The organism is Streptomyces sp. PA03-1a, from assembly GCF_033792805.1.
Lineage (GTDB): Bacteria > Actinomycetota > Actinomycetes > Streptomycetales > Streptomycetaceae > Actinacidiphila.
Map to the genome: position 1 here is coordinate 1 of NZ_JARAVO010000088.1, position 19498 is coordinate 19498.

General features: G+C 73.4%; 14 protein-coding genes. 9 read left to right on the top strand and 5 right to left on the bottom strand.

All coding sequences use genetic code 11. The annotated features are described in order from the left end of the window. Together PV341_RS20815 and PV341_RS20820 are read right to left on the bottom strand one after the other, a co-directional pair. Positions 1–670, bottom strand: a 670-nt coding sequence (locus tag PV341_RS20815; protein ID WP_500358668.1) for a TetR/AcrR family transcriptional regulator, incomplete at its 3' end; no start/stop codon positions are given. Between the two features lie 109 nt (positions 671–779). Further along, the gene (locus PV341_RS20820; RefSeq protein ID WP_500321574.1) at positions 780–2567 is read right to left on the bottom strand and encodes a 3-hydroxyacyl-CoA dehydrogenase family protein; all 1788 of its coding nucleotides are present in this window, start codon (positions 2565–2567) and stop codon (positions 780–782) included. A 324-nt stretch (positions 2568–2891) separates the two neighbouring features. On the opposite strand from PV341_RS20820, the gene PV341_RS20825 reads away from it, so the two are divergent. Beyond that, on the top strand, positions 2892–4379 hold the full coding sequence (locus PV341_RS20825; RefSeq protein WP_500358669.1) for a HEAT repeat domain-containing protein: 1488 nt from the start codon (positions 2892–2894) through the stop codon (positions 4377–4379). Here the strand turns inward: PV341_RS20825 and PV341_RS20830 are convergent. From PV341_RS20830 to PV341_RS20840, 3 genes are all read right to left on the bottom strand, one after another. After that, positions 4345–4860 (bottom strand): GNAT family N-acetyltransferase, encoded by a 516-nt coding sequence (locus PV341_RS20830; protein ID WP_500358671.1) that lies wholly within the window; start codon positions 4858–4860, stop codon positions 4345–4347. The two genes, PV341_RS20825 and PV341_RS20830, sit on opposite strands and share 35 nt — an antisense overlap. 51 nt (positions 4861–4911) lie before the next feature. Continuing rightward, entirely contained in the window at positions 4912–5967 is a 1056-nt protein-coding gene (locus PV341_RS20835) for an Rv2578c family radical SAM protein (RefSeq protein WP_500321571.1), read from the bottom strand. Between the two features lie 161 nt (positions 5968–6128). Further along, positions 6129–7295 carry an alanine--tRNA ligase-related protein gene (locus PV341_RS20840; RefSeq protein WP_500321570.1) on the bottom strand — a complete coding sequence of 389 codons (1167 nt, stop codon included), beginning with the start codon at positions 7293–7295 and terminating at the stop codon, positions 6129–6131. Between the two features lie 381 nt (positions 7296–7676). On the opposite strand from PV341_RS20840, the gene PV341_RS20845 reads away from it, so the two are divergent. From PV341_RS20845 to PV341_RS20880, 8 genes are all read left to right on the top strand, one after another. After that, positions 7677–8120 (top strand): SRPBCC family protein, encoded by a 444-nt coding sequence (locus tag PV341_RS20845; RefSeq protein ID WP_499514823.1) that lies wholly within the window; start codon positions 7677–7679, stop codon positions 8118–8120. Between the two features lie 215 nt (positions 8121–8335). Beyond that, the gene (locus PV341_RS20850; RefSeq protein WP_500321569.1) at positions 8336–10729 is read left to right on the top strand and encodes an MFS transporter; all 2394 of its coding nucleotides are present in this window, start codon (positions 8336–8338) and stop codon (positions 10727–10729) included. A 220-nt stretch (positions 10730–10949) separates the two neighbouring features. After that, positions 10950–13442, top strand: a complete 2493-nt coding sequence (locus PV341_RS20855) for a SpoIIE family protein phosphatase (RefSeq protein WP_500358672.1) — start codon at positions 10950–10952, stop codon at positions 13440–13442. 136 nt (positions 13443–13578) lie between these two features. Beyond that, positions 13579–14301 carry a class I SAM-dependent methyltransferase gene (locus PV341_RS20860; RefSeq protein ID WP_500358673.1) on the top strand — a complete coding sequence of 241 codons (723 nt, stop codon included), beginning with the start codon at positions 13579–13581 and terminating at the stop codon, positions 14299–14301. Between the two features lie 85 nt (positions 14302–14386). Beyond that, complete coding sequence (locus tag PV341_RS20865; RefSeq protein WP_500358675.1) at positions 14387–15223, top strand: M55 family metallopeptidase; 837 nt, start codon at positions 14387–14389, stop codon at positions 15221–15223. After that, a complete protein-coding gene (locus PV341_RS20870) occupies positions 15216–16556 on the top strand; it encodes a M20/M25/M40 family metallo-hydrolase (protein WP_500321565.1) in 1341 nt (446 codons plus the stop codon). The genes PV341_RS20865 and PV341_RS20870 overlap by 8 nt, the downstream gene beginning before the upstream one ends. After that, positions 16553–18550: a S9 family peptidase gene (locus tag PV341_RS20875; RefSeq protein WP_500321564.1), complete on the top strand. Its 1998-nt coding sequence runs from the start codon at positions 16553–16555 to the stop codon at positions 18548–18550. The genes PV341_RS20870 and PV341_RS20875 overlap by 4 nt, the downstream gene beginning before the upstream one ends. After that, positions 18547–19485, top strand: a complete 939-nt coding sequence (locus tag PV341_RS20880) for a S66 peptidase family protein (RefSeq protein WP_500358677.1) — start codon at positions 18547–18549, stop codon at positions 19483–19485. The genes PV341_RS20875 and PV341_RS20880 overlap by 4 nt, the downstream gene beginning before the upstream one ends. Positions 19486–19498: the final 13 nt, after the last annotated feature.

Genomic DNA, 19498 nt, shown 5'->3' on the forward strand with positions numbered 1-19498 from the left:
GGGCGGGGGTGGGGCGCCGGCCGATGCCGGTGCCGAAGGTCTGCTTGATCACCTCGAAGGCGTGGTCCAGCTGGGCCTCGACGTCCCCCTTGCCGCCGGCGCGCAGCCAGCGCCGCAGCACGTGGTTGTGGGCGGCGACGACGGCGGACGCGGCGACCTCCGCCAGCAGCGGGTCGTCGTCCCCGTCGTGGTGGGCGCCCTCGTCGAAGTGGCCCAGCAGGTAGCGGGTGAACAGCCGCTCGTAGCGGGCCACCGAGGCGATCTCGCGCTCCCGCAGGATCGGGATCTCGCGGGTCAGGCGGTAGCGCTCCACCGAGACCTCTGGGGCCTCGGCGTACATGCGCAGCACCTCGGTGATGCCACGGCACACCGTGTCGAGCGGGTGCTCGTGCGGTTCGGCGGAGTCCAGCACCTGCCCGACGCGCACGAGGGTGTCGTCGTGGTCGGGGAAGATCGCCTCTTCCTTGGAGCGGAAGTGCCGGAAGAACGTCCTGCGCGCGACCCCCGCGGCCGCGGCGATCTCGTCGACCGTGGTCGCCTCGTAGCCCTGGCTCGCGAACAGGTGCATCGCCGCGGCGGCCAGTTCCTGGCGGACACGATGGCGCTGGGCGGTGGTGGAGGACGCACGGGCGGGCTTCACGGGCTGGGGCATACCGCGAACGTACTGCATTCCCGCTGCACCGTGGGCCGGGCCCGGTTTCCGGAGGCGGTGGGGCGGCCCCAGGAGACCGCCCCAGCCACCGGGATCGTCCCGGCCGTCCCAGCCGCTGCCCGCGTAATCAGCGGCGGGCATACTCGCGGAAGCCGCGGCCGGTCTTGCGGCCGAGGCAGCCCGCGGACACCAGGTGCTCGAGCAGCGGCGCCGGCGCCAGGCCCGGGTCGCGGAACTCCTTGTGCAGCACCTGCTCGATCGCGAGCGAGACGTCCAGCCCGACGACGTCGAGCAGTTCGAAGGGCCCCATCGGGTAGCCCCCGCCGAGCTTCATCGCCGAGTCGATGTCCTCGACCGTCGCGTAGTGCTCCTGGACCATCTTCACGGCGTTGTTGAGGTACGGGAACAGCAGCGCGTTGACGATGAAGCCGGCCCGGTCGCCGCAGTCCACGGCGTGCTTCCTGATCCGGCCGCAGACCTCGTGGACGGTGGCGTGCACGTCCTCGGCGGTCAGCACGGTGCGGACCACCTCGACCAGCTTCATGGCGGGGGCCGGGTTGAAGAAGTGCATGCCGATCACGTCCCGCGGACGCGACGTCGCGGTGGCGACGGCCACCACCGGCAGCGAGGACGTCGTCGTGGCCAGCACCGCGCCCGGCTTGCAGATCTTGTCCAGGGTCGCGAAGAGCTGCTGCTTGACCGGCAGGTCCTCGGCGACCGCCTCGACGGCCAGGTCCACGTCCGCGAAGGCGTCCAGCGATCCGGCCGCGGTCACCCGCGCCACGGCGGCGTCGCGCTGCTCCTGGCTGAGCCGGCCCTTGGCCACCGACCGGTCCAGGGACTTGGCCAGCGCCGCGACCGCCTTGTCGGCCTTCTCCTGGCCGCGGGCGGCCAGCACGACCTCGTAACCGGCCTTGGCGAAGACCTCCGCGATGCCGGTGGCCATGGTGCCCGAGCCCGCGACGCCGACGCTGCGCACGGGGCGCCCGCCGGTGGCACCGGCGGCCTCGGCCGGCGTCTCGGCGTCCGGGACGACGCTCGCGCTGCCGGGGGCCTGGTAGGTGTAGAAGCCGCGTCCTGCCTTGCGGCCCTTGAGGCCGGCGGCGGAGAGCTGCTTCAGGATGGGCGCGGGGGCGTGCAGCCGGTCGCGCGAGGCCTCGTACATCGCCTCCAGGACGGTCTGCGCGGTGTCGATGCCGATCAGGTCCAGCAGGGCGAGCGGGCCCATGGGCAGGCCGCAGCCGAGCCGCATGGCGGCGTCGATGTCCTCGCGGGTGGCGTACCGGGCCTCGTACATGGCCGCGGCCTGGTTGAGGTAGCCGAAGAGCAGCCCGTCGGCGATGAAGCCCGGGCGGTCGCCGACCGCCACCGGCTCCTTGCCGAGCGAGCGGACCAGCTCGGTCACGGAGTCCGTGGTCTCGGGGGAGGTGAGCACGGTGGAGACCACCTCGACCAGCTTCATGGCCGGCGCGGGGGCGAAGAAGTGCAGACCGAGGACGCGGTCGGGGCGCGAGGTGTGCGAGGCCAGCTGGGTCACCGACAGCGCGTTGGTGCCGGTCGCCAGGACGGCGCCCGGCTTCAGGAGGGCGTCCAGGGCGGTGAGGACCTCGCGCTTGATCTCGAAGTGCTCGGTGACGACCTCGATGACCAGGTCGGCGTCGGCCGCCGCCTGGAGGTCGGAGAAGGTGCGGAAACGGGCCAGGACGTCGCCGCGCTCGGCCTCCGTGATCCGCTCGCGCTGCACGGCGCGGGCGGTGGAGGCCTCCAGGGCGGCGACGGCGCGGAGCGCGGCCGCGTCGTCGATCTCGATGCCGATCACTTCGTGGCCGGCCCGGGCGACGACCTCGGCGATGCCGGTGCCCATGGTGCCGAGACCGATGACGGCGACGGTGGGGAAGGGTCGTGGACGGTCCATCGCGGAACTCCGAATGCTGAGGGTCCGCGCCGTGCGTCTCTGCTGCGCAGGCGCGGGGGCGGGAGAGTCGAGGAGCCGCGGGGGTGCGTACGCGTGTGTGGGCGTACCCGCGTGAGAACCGGCGAGCCCTGTCCCGGGGCTGCGCCGCGATGGTGCCGAACCGACAACGGCTGCACGCGGTGGCTGCGTCACCAGGCCCACGCGTGCGTTGGTTAGAGGGTAACCGGTGAGTAACCTCGGCGCCAGCCCTCGCGCCCATGTGATTTACGCCTCCTACAGATGAGCGCGCCATTAGGGTGGACGCACGGGGGGAGAGGGGGGACCGTGGAACGGGAGCACGGGGGCGCCGGTCACTCGGCGCGGCGCGCGGACGAGCTGTACGGGGCCGTACGGTCGGGGGAGACGGACGTCGCGCGGCTGCGCGGGCGCGGGGAACCGCGCCGCGTCCTGGGGCTGCTGGAGTTCGCCGGCCAGGGGCGGTGCGAGGAGCGCGGCGCCTATCTGAGGCGGCTCGCCGCCTCACCGGACGCCGCCGCCATGGTGCGGCCCTGGCTGGGGCCCGCCGAACGCGCGCGCCTCGACGTCGCCGGCGGGCGGGCCCCCGCCGTCCCTGCGCTGCTGGCCATGCTTCCCCGTGGCACGGAGGAGGAGCGCCGCTATGCCCTGGAGGCGTTGGCGGTGAAGCGCCCCATGGAGGCGACGGCACCGCTCTTCGACCTGCTCGGCGCATCCGGGCAGGAGGAGCCCTCCTGGTACCCCGGGTTGATGGAGGACACCATCAGCCGCATCGTCATCGGTCGTCACCTGCCCTTCTGGCGCTGGGCAGCCAGGACCGGCCCCGTGCCGCCCGCCGTCTGCGTGCCCCTGCTGCTGCGTCAGGCCTGCCAGGAGGCGCCCCGGGCCCGGCGGCTCGCCCTGACCCTGCTCGGCTGCGACCGCGACCCGGCGCATCTGGACCTGTTCCTCGCGGCCGCCGGCGACCCGGACGAGTCGGTGGCCGAGGAGGCGCTCGTCGCCCTTTGGCGGCGGGACGTCCCCGAGGCCCGGGACCGCCTCGCCGCCGTGCTGACCGAGCCGTCGCGCTCCGTGCAGGAGCGTCTCGTCGCCTCCGTCCTGCTGGGGAGGGCCGGTGACCGGCGGGCCTTCGAGACCCTCGTGCTGTTCCTCAACCACCGCGACGCCTGGAACACCCTTGCCGCGGCCGAGGCCCTGATCCGGCTCGGCGACCCGCGGACCGCGCGTGCCGCCGCCGCGCTCGCCACGAACCGGCTGCGGATCCGCTACGCCCTGGCCGCCGTGCATCTGCTGGGGCGGTTGCGGGCGCCCGAGTCGCTGCCCGCACTCACGTCCACCCTCACATGGCTCATGGACGAGGGGCGGACGGGCTACCAGGCGGCCGCGGGCTGCGTCGAGGAACTGGGACGGCTGGCGGACGTGCGGGCGGTGCCCGTCCTGACCCGGGCCGTTGCGGATCCCCGCCTGCGCGCCGCGGCGGTGGACTCCCTCGGCCGGATCGGCGGCCCGCAGGTACTGGAGACGCTGCTCGGCGTCGCTTCTGACGAGGACGCGGAGGTGCGGGCGGCCGCGGCGCGCGGACTGGCCCGCTACGAGGACGAGCCCCGCGCGACCGCCGCCCTTGTGGGGCTGTGCGCGCCGCCGTACCCCAGGCGGATCGTGCGCGCCCTGGTGCGGTCGGGCGATCCGGTGGCCGCAGCGGTGCTGGCCGCGGCGCGGGAGGAGGCACCGAGTGCCACGACGCGCCGTCTCGCCGGGCGCTTCAGACCAGATCCGTCGCGTACCGCAGCTCCTTGAGCGGGACGCCGTCGTACCTCTCGATCTGGTCGGTGCCGTCCGGTGCGAGACCGGACCGTTCATAGAAGCGCAGCGCCCGCGCGTTGTCCGCGAGGACCCACAGGCGCAGGCTCCGGAAGCCGCGTTCACCGGCGCGGGCCCGTACGGCGTCCATGAGCGCGCGGCCCGCGCCCCTGCCGATCCGGTCGGGTCGTACGTAGATCGCGTACAGCTCGCCGACCTCGGCGTCGTCCGGCTCACCCCGGTAGGGGCCGAGCGAGGCCCAGCCCGTCACCTCGTCGCCGTCCGTGGCGACCAGGGTGTCCACCCGGGTGCCGCCCGCGTCGAACCACTCCCTGCGACGCTCCGCGTCCGCCCCGATGTCCATCGCTTCGAGGTACGCCTGCGGCACGATCCCCGCGTAGGCCGCCTGCCATCCCCGTACGCGGATCGCCGCCACGGCGTCGATGTCATCGCGGGTCATCACCCTCACAACCGTCATGCCGCGACGTTAAGGGGGGTGGAGCCCGGTGGGCACCCGCTTTTCGTGGGCTCAGATCAGGGTCAGTTGCGTCGGCGGGGCCGGCTGGGCGGGCTCGGGTGCGGCGGGCGGCCCGGGGGTGTCCTCCTCGGGCGCGGAAATCCGGCGCGCGGTCCCGGAGCGGCTGGGCCCGATCCCGAACTCGGCGGCGAACTCGTGCACTTGGCGGGTGATGCGCCGCTGGTACCAGGTGGGCGCGTAGGCGCCGTCCGCGTAGAGCGCCTTGTAGCGGGAGATCAGCCGCGGGTGGTGCACCGAGAGCCAGGCCATGAACCACTCCCTCGCCCCGGGGCGCAGGTGCAGCACCAGCGGGGTGACGGACGTGGCACCGGTCCCGGCGATCGCGCGGACCGTCTCGCGCAACTGCTCCGGGGAGTCGCTGAGGTACGGCAGCACCGGCGCCATCAGGACGCCCGAGGGGATGCCGTGCTCATTGAGCGTGCGGCAGACCTCCAGGCGCTTCGCCGGCGACGGCGTGCCCGGTTCCACGGTGCGCCACAGGTCCCGGTCGGTGAAGCCGACGGAGACCGCGGTCGAGACGTCGGTGACCTGGGAGGCCTGCACCAGGAGGTCCAGGTCGCGCAGGATCAGCGACCCCTTGGTGAGGATCGAGAAGGGATTGGCGTGGTCGCGCAGCGCGGCCAGGATGCCGGGCATGAGCCGGTAGCGGCCTTCCGCGCGCTGGTAGCAGTCGACGTTGGTGCCCATCGCGATGTGCTCGCCCTGCCAGCGGGGCGAGGCGAGCTCGCGGCGCAGCAGCTCGGGCGCGTTGACCTTCACGACGATCTGGGAGTCGAAGTCGAGGCCGCTGTCGAGGTCCAGGTAGGTGTGCGTCTTGCGTGCGAAGCAGTACACACAGGCGTGACTGCAGCCGCGGTAGGGGTTGATCGTCCACTCGAACGGCATCCGGGACGCGCCGGGTACGCGGTTGACGATCGTGCGGGCGCGCACCTCGTGGAAGGTGATCCCGCGGAACTCGGGGGTATCGAACGTACGGGTCACGGCGTCCACGCCGAAGAGCGCGGGTGTGGTCGCCGCCGTGTCGCGGCTCAGGTTGTCCCACCTCATGCCGCCTCCTTCGTTGCTCTCCTCCCGAGAATAGAACATCTGAGCGAATAGCGTCGAGGGGATCCGGGGGATTCCCGGGACCACTGTGCGTGACCGCGTGTGACGCAGGGCCCCGGGCGTGCCGTAGGCGCCGTCCGGGGCCCTGCCGGGGCCGTCCACCGTCACTGCGGCCGCAGGCTCAGGACGAGGTCGCGCGGCAGGCCGTGGGTGTCGTGGAGGTAGTGGAAGTCCTCCTCGTCCAGCGGGCCCCGGAAGCGGGGGCGGGCCAGCACCTGCCGGCCGCGCTCCAGGAGCCGCCCGAACCGGCGCTCCTCCTCTAGCAGCACCCGGAGCGGCTCGTCCGGGTCCACGCCCTGGCGGAAGTGGTCCAGGGTGTGCCGGACCAGTTCCTGCGGCAGATCGCCGAGGCCACGGGACGGGTCGTCCCGCCACAAGGTGGTGAGGACACGCCGCACCAGCCGGCGCAGCACGTACCCGCGGCCGGTGTTGGACGGGCGCACCCCGTCACCGATCACCACCACGGCCGAGCGCAGGTGGTCGCAGACCAGGCGCAGCGACGGTTCGTCCAGTGGCCACAGGGACGGTACGAGACTGCGCCAGGGGGTGAAGACGTCGCACTCGAACACCGACGTGCGGCCCTGCAGCAGCGAGGCCAGGCGTTCCAGGCCGAGTCCGGTGTCGACGTTGCGCTGGGGGAGCGGCACGAGCGAGCCGTCCTCGAGCCGGCGGTGGCGCATCATCACGTGGTTCCAGACCTCGACCCAGCGGTCGTCGCGGGTGGGCGTGGACCGCGGCGGGGTGTCGCCGGTCCACAGGAAGATCTCCGAGTCGGGGCCGCACGGGCCGGTCGGCCCGTTGGACCACCAGTTGTCCTCGACGGTGAGTTCCACCGGGACCCCGTGCTTCTCCCACAGCTCCAGGGAGCCGGTGTCCGGACCCGTGCGGTCGTCGCCACCGAAAACCGTGACGTGCAGCCGCCCCGGGTCGATGCCGAAGCCCTCGGTGAGCAGTCCGTAGCCCCAGTCGAGGCTCTGCGGGCCCTCGTAGTCGCCGAGCGACCAGGTGCCGAGCATCTCGAAGACCGTCAAATGGGTGGGATCGCCGACCTCTTCCAGGTCGGTGGTGCGCAGACAGCGCTGCACGTTGACCAGCCGGCTGCCGAGCGGGTGCGGGCGCCCCTCCAGGTACGGGGTCAGCGGATGCATGCCCGAGGTCGTGAACAGCACCGGGTCGCCGGGCGGCGGCAGCAGCGTCGATCCGGTGATTCTGCGGTGGCCCCGGTCCTCGAAGTACTCGACGAACGTGCGGACGATCTCTTCGGTGTTCATGGGGGGTGGCTCCTTCGCATGGAGGGCGGGGAGGCACCGGAGAACGGGTCCGCTCGATCACCGGAATCGCGGCGGGGCGCCACGAGACCACCGGCGGGCCGTTCCCGGTCGCCGGTGGTGAGGAAGGGGGTACGTCAGGCGGCGGCAACCGGCGAGCTGGTCGCTCGCGCGGTCGCGGTGATGCTGTGGCCGGTGACGTTCATGGAGCCGACGATAACGCGCCACGGCCGGCGGGGCACGTGATTTCCCGCCGGGCGGCGGCCGGACCCCGTGGGCCGTCGTACGGAGGTGCCCCTCCGGGAGGGCGGCCCGATTTCGCGGGCACGCGGCCGTGGTGATTGGCTTGTCGGCGACGGTACACGGATCGACGGAGGACGGCGCATGGCACAGGTCGAGGCCACCACTCAGCGCGAGATCGCGGCGAGCCCGGAGAGCGTCTTCGCGGCGCTCGCCGACTACGCGGGCACCCGGCAGCGACTGCTTCCCGAGCAGTACAGCGAGTACGAGGTGCGCGAGGGCGGCAGCGGCGCGGGCACCCTGGTGCACTGGAAGCTGCAGGCGACCGAGAAGCGCGTGCGGGACTGCCTCCTCGCGGTGACCGAGCCGACCCCGGGACAGCTGGTCGAGAGCGACCGCAACTCCACCATGGTCACCACCTGGACGGTCACCCCGGCAGGCGAGGGCCGCGCCAAGGCGGTCGTCACCAGCACGTGGACCGGCGCCGGCGGCATCGGCGGCTTCTTCGAGCGCACCTTCGCCCCCAAGGGCCTGAACCGCATCCACGACGCGGTGCTCGCGCGCCTCGCCGCGGAGACCGAGAAGTAGCAGGCGGCACAAGGGAGGCGGCCGGAGCCGGGTGACGCCCGGTCACCTCCCTTGACGCGCCGCACGGGTACGCGCCTCATGCGCCGGGCCGGCGCCCGGTGGGCGCACGCCGGTGGGCACGTCACTTGAAAGGGTGGATCTGCCGCGCTCCGGCGCATCCCCGGCGCCCCAGATCGTTGTCGCAGGGCAGGCGCGACGAGGGGAGCGATACGCAGATGGGCGGCACCACCGGGACGACCCTGTCCGAGGAGACCGGCACCCTCACGGACGTGACCGGCGCCGGCACGGGCCCCGAGGACCGACCCGCAGCCGTGCCGCAGGAGCAGGGGGCGCCCGTCGGCGGACTGAGCCCGCGCAGGGTGCGTCTGGTCTTCCTCGGGCTCATGCTGACCCTGCTGCTGGCCGCGCTCGACCAGATGATCGTGGCGACCGCGCTCCCCAAGATCGTCGGCGAGCTGCACGGCCTGGACAAGATGTCCTGGGCCGTCACCGCTTACCTGCTCGCCTCCACCGTCGGGCTGCCGATCTACGGCAAGCTCGGCGACCTCTTCGGGCGCAAGAGCGTCTTCCAGTTCGCCATCGTCGTCTTCGTCATCGGCTCGGCGCTCGCCGGCTGGTCGCGCTCCATGAACGAGCTGATCGCCTTCCGCACCGTCCAGGGTGTCGGCGGCGGGGGGCTGATGATCGGCGTCCAGGCGATCATCGCGGACATCGTCCCGCCCCGGGAACGCGGCCGGTACATGGGCCTGATCGGCGCATCCTTCGGCCTGGCCTCCGTTGCGGGGCCGCTGCTCGGCGGTTTCTTCACCGACCACGCCTCATGGCGCTGGTGCTTCTACATCAACGTGCCCTTCGGGCTGCTGACCCTGGCCGTCATCGCCGTCGTCCTGAAGCTGCCGCGGCCGGCCGTGCGCCCCCGGCTGGACGTGCTGGGCGCACTGTTGCTGGCAGCCGGCTCCACCTGCCTGGTGCTGCTGACCAGTTGGGGCGGGACGACGTACGCCTGGCGCTCGGACGTGATCATCGGGCTGGGCGCGGCATCGCTCGGCTGCGCCGTGCTGTTCGTCGTGGTGGAACGGTTCGCCGTCGAACCCATCATCCCGCTGCGGCTCTTCCGCGACGGCATCTTCACCGTCTCGGCCCTTATCGGGGCCGTCGTCGGCGTCGGCCTCTTCGGCGCCGCCAGCTACCTGCCCACGTTCCTGCAGATGGTGAACGGCGTCAGCGCCACCGAGTCCGGGCTGCTGATGCTGCCCATGATGCTCGGCGTCGTCCTGGCCTCCGTGGTCTCCGGCCAGTTGATCAGCCGTACCGGGCGCTACAGGGTGTTCCCGCTGGCCGGCGGGGCGCTCTCGGTGGCCGGCATGTGGCTGCTGTCGCTGCTGGAGACCGACACCCCGCGCGTGGAGTACAGCGTCTACATGGGCGTGCTGGGGCTGGGCATCGGCCTCGTCCTGCCGGTGCTGATCCTCGCCGTGCAGAACTCCGTGCGGCCCGCCGACCTCGGCGCCGCCACCAGCGCCAACAACTACTTCCGGCAGATCGGCGGCTCGGTGGGGGCGGCCGTCTTCGGCACCCTGTTCGCCAACCGGCTCGCCGACGGGCTCGCCGACCGGCTGCCGCGCGGCGTCGACCTGCCGGACCCCCAGTCGATCACGCCGCAAATGGTGCACGCGATGCCGGCACCGCTGCGCGAGGCCTATGTGCGGGCGTACGCCGAGGCCATGCCGCGCATCTTCCTCTACCTGGTGCCGGTTCTCGCCCTCGGCTTCCTGCTCGCCTTCCTGCTCAAGGAGAAACCCCTGGTGACCCAGCACGTCCCCACCGCCCGCAAGGCCGACACCGTCGGCGTCGGCGTCCCGGTGTGCGGCACCGTCCAGCACGCCGACGGCAGCACCGTAGGCCGGGCGGCCCTCACCCTCATCGATGTGACCGGCCGACAGATCGGGCGTGGCGCGACTGGTGAGGACGGACGTTACGCGTTGAGCACCCCGGGCAGCGGCAGTTACGTCCTGATCGCCGCCGCCGGGGGACACCAGCCGCAGGCCGTCAGCGTCACCGTCGGGGAACGCCCCGTCGAGCTCGACGTGGTGCTCGGCGGCGCCGGGCGGCTCGCCGGCACGGTGCGCACCGCCGACGGCACGGCCGTACGGGAGGCCACCGTCACCCTCACCGACTCCCGCGGCGACGTGGTGGCCACCACCCGTACCGGCAGGGAGGGCGACTACGTCCTGAGCGACCTCGTCGCGGGGGAGTACACGCTCGCCGCCAACGCCCCCGCCTACCGGCCCGCGGCGCTCCCCGTGTCGGTGCACGCGGCCCGGGAGACCCGGCAGGACGTCGAACTCGCGGGCGGCGCGATGCTGCGCGGCACCGTGCGCGGCCCGGGCGGCAGCCCCGTCGAGGACGCGCGGGTCACCCTGCTGGACGCGGCGGGCAACGTCCTGGACACCGTGACGACCGGCCCTGACGGCGTCTTCCGCTTCGTCGACCTGGCCGCGGGCGAGTACACCGTCGTGGCCTCGGGGTACCCGCCGGTGGCCACCGTGCTGCGGCTCAGCGGCGGTGAGCGCACCGAGCGCGACGTGCACCTGGGCCACGAGGACTGACCTGCCCCTGACGGCCCCTCAGTGCCGGGGCGTGCGCCCGCGCATGCCCCGGCGCATCCACGGCCCCCCGCGGGCGCACACCGGATTCGTCCAATGCCCTCCGCGGCACCCGGTGTCGGTCGTACCGTGGTTGCGGAGCCGCAGATCTTGCGCCGGGGGCCGACCACCTCCGCGCCTCTGTCGGGATCCGGGCGCCGCAGGGGAAGGAGCCGCTCGCGTCATGCAACGTCGCACTCCGCCGGGGGAGGGGAGCCGCGCCGCGCTGCCGGAGCAGCGGACCGGACTCTCCGGACGCGTCCCGCTCGCCGTGGTCGTGGTCGACGGCGACGGGCTCGTCTCGCACTGGAGCACGGGCGCCCGCAAGCTCTTCGGGCCCACCCGGGAGGAGGCCGTCGGCCGCCCTGCCGTCGACCTGCTGCCGGTCTCCGGCGCGCTCGGCGAGGAGCCCGGCCCGGACGGACCCGAGGTGCCGCCCGGGGCCGACCTCGACGCCACGCTCAGCGGCGTGACCTCCTACCCGACCGCCGGCCTCGCGCGGCTCAACCAGGGACCCGACCCCGACCCCCTCGGCCTCCCCGGCGACGTCCTGTGGTGGGCCTACCCGCTGGTCGGCCCGGGTCCCGAGCGCCTGCTCGTGCTGGCCGCCGACGCCGCCCTGGTGCACGGCGAGGACGACTCCCCTCCCCGGGAGTCCGAGCGGGTCGCGCCCGGCTTCGCCCTGCACACCGAGTTCCCCGGCGCGGACGGGCTCGCCAAGCGGCTCCCCGAGATCCTGCCCAGCATGAGCGTCGACGAGAGCGGGCGCATCGTCTCCCAGGTGCTGGAACTCGGCTACCCCGTCCTGGAGATCAGCCGGCACGACCGGGTGCCCGTCACCCCCGACTGGGGCGTGCCCCGACGGGACGAGCTCAGGGCCCGCAGGCGGCGTGCCGTCCGTGAGTCCGCCACCGAACCGCGCGCCATCGGGTCCGAGGAGCTCGAACCCGACCTGGAGTACGCCGCCGTCCGCGAGCGCCTGGAGTTCCTCAACGAGGTCAGCGGGCGCATCGGCAGCTCCCTGGACCTGACCCGCACGATCCGGGAGGTCAGCGCCGCCGTCGTACCGCGCTTCACCGACGTCGCGGGCACCTACCTGCGCGAACAGGTGCTGGCGGGCGAGGGCTTCCCCGACGGCCCGCCCGACGTCACCACCATGTGGTACCGGGTCGCCCTGGAGCACACCGACGAGCCCGGCCGCTGGGACGACGTCGTACCGGTCGGCGAGTCCATGCCTTTCCCCGAGCACACACCGTTCTTCCAGTGCATGACGAGCGGTCAGCCGGTGCTGGTGCCCAGGATCACCGAACCCATGGGCGAGGCGATCGCCTCGCAGTTCGAGAAGCGCGACATCCGGCCGCTGATCACCGGGCGGTCGATGCTGGTCGTGCCGCTGAAGGCGCGCAACGTCGTCCTCGGTTTCATGATCCTGTTGCGGCACGGCGAGCGCCCGCCGTTCAACGACATGGACCGCGTGACGGGCGCCGAACTGGCCGCCCGCGCCGGGCTCGTCCTGGACAACGCCCGCATGTACACGTACCAGGAGAGCGTCGCCGACACGCTGCAGGACAGCATGCTGCCGCAGATCACCCCGCGCATGCCGGGGTGCGACGTGGCGACCCGCTACCTGCCCGGCACCCGGCTGGGCCGGGTCGGCGGCGACTGGTTCGACACCATCAAGCTGCCCGGCTCCCGGCTCGCCCTCGTCGTGGGCGACGTCATGGGGCACGGGCTCAACGCCGCCGCGATGATGGGCCAGTTGCGCACCGCAGTGCAGACCATGGCCGCGCTGGACATGCCACCGGCGCAACTGCTGCGCAACCTCGACGACCTGGCGCAGCGCCTCGGCGAGCACTACCTCGCGACCTGCCTGTACGCCGTGTACGACCCGATCCGGTCCGAGCTGCTCATCGCCAACGCGGGCCACATCCCGCCCGTGCTGGTGAGCGCCGAGGACGGCCGCAGCGTGCTGCTCGACGTCCCGACGGGTGCCCCGATCGGCATCGGAGGGGTGCCCTTCGAGACGGTCAAGGTCGCCGTCGGCCCCCGCGACCGGCTCGTGCTGTGCACGGACGGGCTGGTAGAGGTACGGGGCCAGGACATCGGGGCCGGGCTCGCCGCGCTCTGCGAGAGCGCCGCGCATCCCGCGGCCTCGATGGACGACGCCTGCGACACGATCATCCGCGCCCTCAACCCGCCGGGTGGCCGCAAGGACGACGTCGCCCTGCTGATGGCCCGGCTCAACGGCATCGCCCGAGAGGACGTCGTCACCTGGCAGCTCGCCCTCGACCCCCGCGAAGTGGGCAGGGCCAGGATCCTGACCCGGGGCGCCCTGGAGGGCTGGGGGCTGGAGGAGGCGGCGGAGGCGGCCGAGCTGATGGTCGGCGAGGTGGTCACCAACGCCGTCCGGCACGCGCACTCCCGGCACGTCGAGCTGCGCCTGGTGCGTACGGACGCGCTGCTGTGCGAGGTCTCGGACGACGACCACGCCGTACCCGTCCTGCTCGGCGCCGGGCCCGAGGACGAGTCGGGGCGGGGACTGCGGATCGTGAGCCGGCTGGCGCGGGAGTGGGGCGCGAGCCGTACGGCGCAGGGCAAGACGGTCTGGTTCGAGCAGGCGCTGCCGTGGCGGCGGACCGGCGGACGCGGCGGGGCCCCGGCCGGGCCTCGAACGTAGCGAACGCGAGGTCACGACTTCGCCCGGACGCTTGCCCTCACCGACGGCCGCCGGTAGCACGGACGCTGACGGGGCTTCGGCCGCGCGGCCGGGCACGGTCCGCGGCGACGGACACGTGGACCTGGGGAGAGATCGCATGGACGTCACCGGCACGAACCTGCAGGCGTGGGAGGGCTTCTGGCGCGACGCCCCCGGAGAGCCGGGGGCGGTGTTCTGGGACGCGGAGGCGGAGGTCACCGCGGCGGCCCACCTCCCCTTCTTCGAGGCGCACTTCGACCCGTCGCTGCCGGTCGTCGACCTCGGCTGCGGCAACGGCACCCAGACCCGCTTCCTGGCCAAGCACTACGGACGGGCCGTCGGGGTGGACCTCGCGGCGGCCGCGATCGGCCACGCGCGGCACCAGGACCCGGGCAGTGTCGCCGAGTACCGGCAGCTCGACGCGGCCGACCCCGAGGCGGTCCGGCGGCTGAGCGAGGAGCTGGGCGAGGCGAACGTGTACATGCGCGGAGTGCTCCACCAGTGCCTGCCCGAGGAGCGCGCACCGCTGGTCGAGGGCATCGCCGTGCTGACCGGCGGGCGCGGCCGGGCGTTCGCGGACGAACTCGCGGCGTCGGCGAAGGACGTGCTGGCCAGGTTCGCGCAGGGGCCGGGCGGGCCGCCCGCCAAGCTCGCGGCGGTCTTCTCGCACGGGATCGCGCCGGCCGCGTTGCCCGATGAGACCGTCCCGGAGCTCTTCCGCGCGGCGGGGATGGAGGTGCTCGCACGCGGTGAGGTCGCGCTCGTGACGACGGAGCGGCGGGCGGACGGCACGCGGCTCGAGGTACCGACGAACTGGCTGGTGGCAGGGGGTGCCGGCTGACGCCACCGGTCTGGGCCACTGAAGTTTTCCACAGGCGGGGCGGGGGCCTGGTGTGCCGCGGTGACTTTGCGTAACGTTCCATGCCATGAAGATCCTGATCAGCGCGGACATGGAGGGCGCCACCGGGGTGACCTGGCCCGGTGACGTCCTGCCCGGCACGGAGGGCTGGCAGCGGTTCCGGCATCTGTTCACCTCGGACGTGAACGCCGCGATCGCCGGCTTCTTCGACGGCGGCGCCGACGAGGTCCTGGTCAACGAGGCCCACTGGTCCATGCGGAACCTGCTGCTGGAGCAGCTGGACGAGCGGACCCGGATGGTCACCGGGCGGCACAAGGACCTGTCCATGGTCGAGGGCGTGCAGCACGGCGACGTGGACGGCATCGCCTTCGTCGGCTTCCACACGGGTGCGGGGACGGAAGGGGTGCTCGCCCACACCTACCTCCCCAACTCGATCACCGGCGTGTGGGTCAACGGCGGTCCACCGGCGAGCGAGGGCCGGTTGAACGCGCTGGTGGCCGCCGAGTACGGAGTGCCCGTCGTGCTGGTCACGGGGGACGACCGGACCGGCCTCGACGCCCGCGACTACGCGCCGGCGGCGCGGACGGTCGCCGTCAAGGACTACGTGTCGCGGTACGCGGCCGTGTGCCGGCCGCCGGCCCGTACGGCGGCGGACATCCGCTCCGCCGCGAAGGACGCGACCTCGCTCGCCGTGCGCCACGAGCCGGCGCGGGGCGGGCCGTTCACGATCGAGGTCGAGTTCGACGCGGCGCACCTGGCGGGGGCCGCCGCGATCGTGCCCGGTGTGGAGCGCACGGGCGAGCGCCGCGTCACGTACACGTCACCGACCATGTACGAGGGGATCCGCTGCTACAAGGCCGTGACCACCCTCGTCTCGGCAGCTGTGGAGGAGCAGTATGGCTGACACCCTGGCACTGGACGAGGCGGTCCGCTTCACCTCGGAGCTGATCCGGATCGACACCACCAACCACGGCGGCGGTGACGGCAACGAGCGTCCCGCGGCGGAGCACGCCGCGCGGCTGCTCGACGAGGCCGGGATCGAGGCCCGCATCCTGGAGTCCGCACCGGGCCGGGCCAACGTCGTGGCGCGGATCGAGGGTGCCCCACGCGCCGGGAACGGGCAGGGCGCGCTGCTGGTCCACGGCCACCTGGACGTCGTGCCCGCCCGGTCGGAGGACTGGAGCGTGCACCCCTTCTCCGGCGAGGTACGGGACGGAGTGGTCTGGGGCCGCGGCGCGGTCGACATGAAGGGCACGGTGGCGATGGTGCTCGCCACCGTCCGCTCCTGGGCCCGCCGGGGCCTGCGCCCCGAGCGGGACATCGTGCTCGCGCTGACGGCCGACGAGGAGGACAGCGCCACCTACGGGGCGACCTACCTCGTCGAGCAGCACGCCGAACTGTTCCGCGACTGCACCGAGGGCATCAGCGAGTCCGGCGGCTTCACCTTCCACGCCGGACCCGGGCTGCGGCTGTACCCCGTGGCGGCCGGGGAACGCGGCACCGCGTGGCTGAAGCTCACGGCGCACGGCAGGGCGGGGCACGGCTCCAAGGTCAACCCGACCAATGCGGTGACCCGGCTCGCCGCCGCCGTCTCCCGCATCGGCGAGCACCGCTGGCCGGTGCGGATCGTCCCCACGGTGCGGGCGGCGCTGACCGAACTGGCCGCGCTGCACGAGGTCGAGCCCGACTTCGACGACGTGGACACCCTGCTCACCAAGCTGGGCACCGCCGCCGCCCTGGTGGAACCGGTGATCCGCAACAGCGCCAACCCGACCGTGCTCGAAGCCGGCTACAAGGTCAACGTCATCCCGGGCAGCGCCGTCGCCTACGTCGACGGCCGGGTCCTGCCCGGCGGCGACGAGGAGTTCACGACCACCATGGACGAGCTCACCGGCCCGGACGTCGAGTGGGAGTTCCACCACCGCGAGATCCCGCTGGAGGCCCCCCTGGACGCGCCGGTCTACGCCGCGATGCGGGAGGCGCTGATCCACTTCGACCCGGATGCCCACGTCGTGCCCTACGTGATGGGCGGCGGCACTGACGCGAAGCAGTTCTCGCGGCTCGGCATCACGGGGTACGGCTTCTCCCCGCTGAAGCTCCCCGAGGGCTACGACTACGCGGGGATGTACCACGGCGTCGACGAGCGGGTCCCGGTGGAGGGGCTGCACTTCGGCGTCCGCGTACTCGACCGGTTCATGCTGGGCCGGCAGGACACGACCGACGGAGCTGCCCGATGACGCGTGCCCCGATCATCGCCCCCTACGGTGCCTGGGAGTCGCCGGTCGACGCCCGCACCGCCGCCTCACACGACGGGCGCCCCGAGTTCCCCGGGTTCGTCGGTGACGAGGTGTGGTGGACCGAACCACGGCCGGCGGAGGGCGGCCGCCGCGCCCTCGTCCGCCGCCGCGCGGACGGCAGGGTCGACGGCCCGCTGCCCGCGCCGTGGAACGTCCGCACCCGCGTCATCGAGTACGGCGGCCGGGCCTGGACGGGTACGGCACGGCCCGGGGGAGGACCGCTGATCGTCTTCTCCCACTTTCCGGACCAGCGGCTCTACGCGTACGAGCCCGACGCGCCGGGCGCCGTGCCGCGGCCGCTGACCCCGCTCTCCCCCGTCGGTGACGGGCTGCGCTGGGCCGATCCGCAGATCCATCCGGACCGCGGTGAGGTGTGGTGCGTACTGGAGGAGTTCACCGGGGCGGGCCCGAGCGACGTACGACGGGTCCTCGCCGCCGTTCCGCTCGACGGCTCGGCCGCCGAGGACCGCTCCGCCGTGCGTGAACTCTCCGACGACGCACACCACTTCGTGACCTCGCCCCGGCTCTCCCCGGACGGCCGGCAGGCCGTGTGGACCGCCTGGGACCACCCCCGGATGCCGTGGGACGGCACGGAGCTCAAGTACGCCGCCGTCGGCGCGGACGGCACCTTCGGCGCCGCCCGGACGATCCTCGGCGGCCCCACCGAGTCGGTGGCCCAGGCGGAGTGGACACCGGACGGGACCCTGATCGCCGCCACCGACCGCGACGGCTGGTGGAACCTGCACCGTGTCGACCCGGCCACCGGTGACGCGGTCAACCTGCGGCCGGCGCAGGAGGAGTTCGCCGGGCCCGGCTGGCAGATGGGCGCCCGCTGGTTCGCCCCGCTCGCCGCGGGGACGCTGGCGGTGCTGCACGGCAAGGGGGCACAGCGACTGGGGATACTCGACCCGGCGACCGGCGAGCTGGTCGACGCGCCGGGGCCGTGGACCGAGTGGACCGCCGCGCTGTCCACCGAGGGCACCCGGGTGGTCGCCGTGGCAGCGTCGGCCCGCAGCTCGTTCGAGGTCCTCGAACTCGACACCTGCACCGGCCGTACCCGCGTCATCGGTGCCGCCCACCACGACACGGTGCCAACGGAGTTCCTGCCCGAGCCCGTGGAACGCACCTTCACCGGGCCCGGCGGACGGGAGATCCACGCCCAGCTCTACCCGCCGGCGAACCCCTACTTCGCCGCGCCCGAGGGAGAGCTGCCGCCCTACGTCGTCTGGGTGCACGGCGGCCCCACCAGCCGGGCCCCGCTCGTGCTCGACCTGGAGATCGCCTACTTCACCTCACGGGGGATCGGTGTCGTCGAGGTCAACCACGGCGGCTCCACCGGCTACGGGCGCGCCTACCGCGAGCGGCTGCGCGAGCAGTGGGGCGTCGTAGACGTCGAGGACTGCGCCGCCGTCGCGAGGGCGCTGGCGGAGGAGGGCACCGCGGACGGGCAGCGGCTCGCGATCCGCGGCGGCAGCGCCGGCGGCTGGACGAGCGCGGCCTCCCTCACCGGCACCGACGTCTACGCCTGCGGCGTGATCAAGTACCCCCTCCTCGACCTCACCGGCTGGGCCGAGGGCGGTGAGACCCATGACTTCGAGTCCCGCTACCTCGACTCGCTCATCGGCCCCTACGCCGACGTCCCCGAGCGCTACCGCGACCGTTCGCCGGTCACCCGGGCCGACCGTCTCACCGTGCCGTTCCTGCTGCTGCAGGGGCTGGAGGACGTGATTTGCCGGCCCGTGCAGTGCGAGCGGTTCCTGGAGCGGATCACGGGACGCGGTGTCCCCCACGCCTACCTCACCTTCGAGGGCGAGGGGCACGGCTTCCGCCGCGAGGACACGATGATCACCTGCCTCGAGTCCGAACTCGCCCTCTACGGCCAGGTCTTCGGCTTCACCCCGCCCTCAGTACCCCCTCTGGAGCTCACCAAGTGACACCGCTCGTCCCGCTCACCCGCCCCCGTCGCCTGGTCCCCGGGGACCGGGTCTGCGTCGTCGCCCCCAGCGGACCCGTCCCCCGGGAGCGGCTCGACGCGGGGCTCGACATCCTCCGCGGCTGGGACCTCGACCCGGTGGTGGCGCCGCACGTCCTGGACCGGCACCCCACGTTCGACTACCTGGCCGGACAGGACGCGGCGCGCGCCCGCGACTTCCAGGAGGCGTGGTGCGACCCGCCGGTGGCCGCCGTGCTCTGCGCGCGCGGCGGCTACGGCGCCCAGCGCATGACCGACCTCCTGGACTGGGAGGCGCTGCGGGCGGCCGGGCCCAAGACCCTCCTCGGCTTCAGCGACATCACCGCGCTGCACGAGGCCTTCGCGGTCCGGCTGGGCCTGGCCACCCTGCACGGCACGATGACCGCGGCGGAGGGCTTCCTCAAGGACGAGCCCACGCGCGCACAGCTGAAGGACACCCTCTTCGCGCCCGAGCGGACGCGGGTGCTCGGCGCACCGACCGCCCGCCCCCTCGTCCCCGGCACGGCACGCGGTGTCACCGTCGGCGGCTGCCTGGCCCTGCTCGCCTCCGGCCTCGGCACGCCGGACGGGCGGCCCGGGGTGCCCGGCGGCATCCTCCTGCTGGAGGACATCGGCGAGGAGCCCTACCGGATCGACCGGATGCTGACCCAGTTGCTGCGTGCCGGCTGGCTGGACGGCGTGGCGGGCATCGCCCTCGGCTCCTGGCGGGACTGCGGCCCCTACGAGGAGGTGCGGGCGGTGCTGCTGGACCGGCTGGGCGGACTCGGCGTCCCGGTTGTTGAGGAACTGGGCTTCGGCCACTGCGAGACCAGCCTGACCGTGCCGCTCGGCGTCCCCGCGGTGCTGGACGCCGACGCGGGCACCCTCACGGTGGAGGCGCCCGCACCGGCCGGCTGACCTGGGGGCCTAC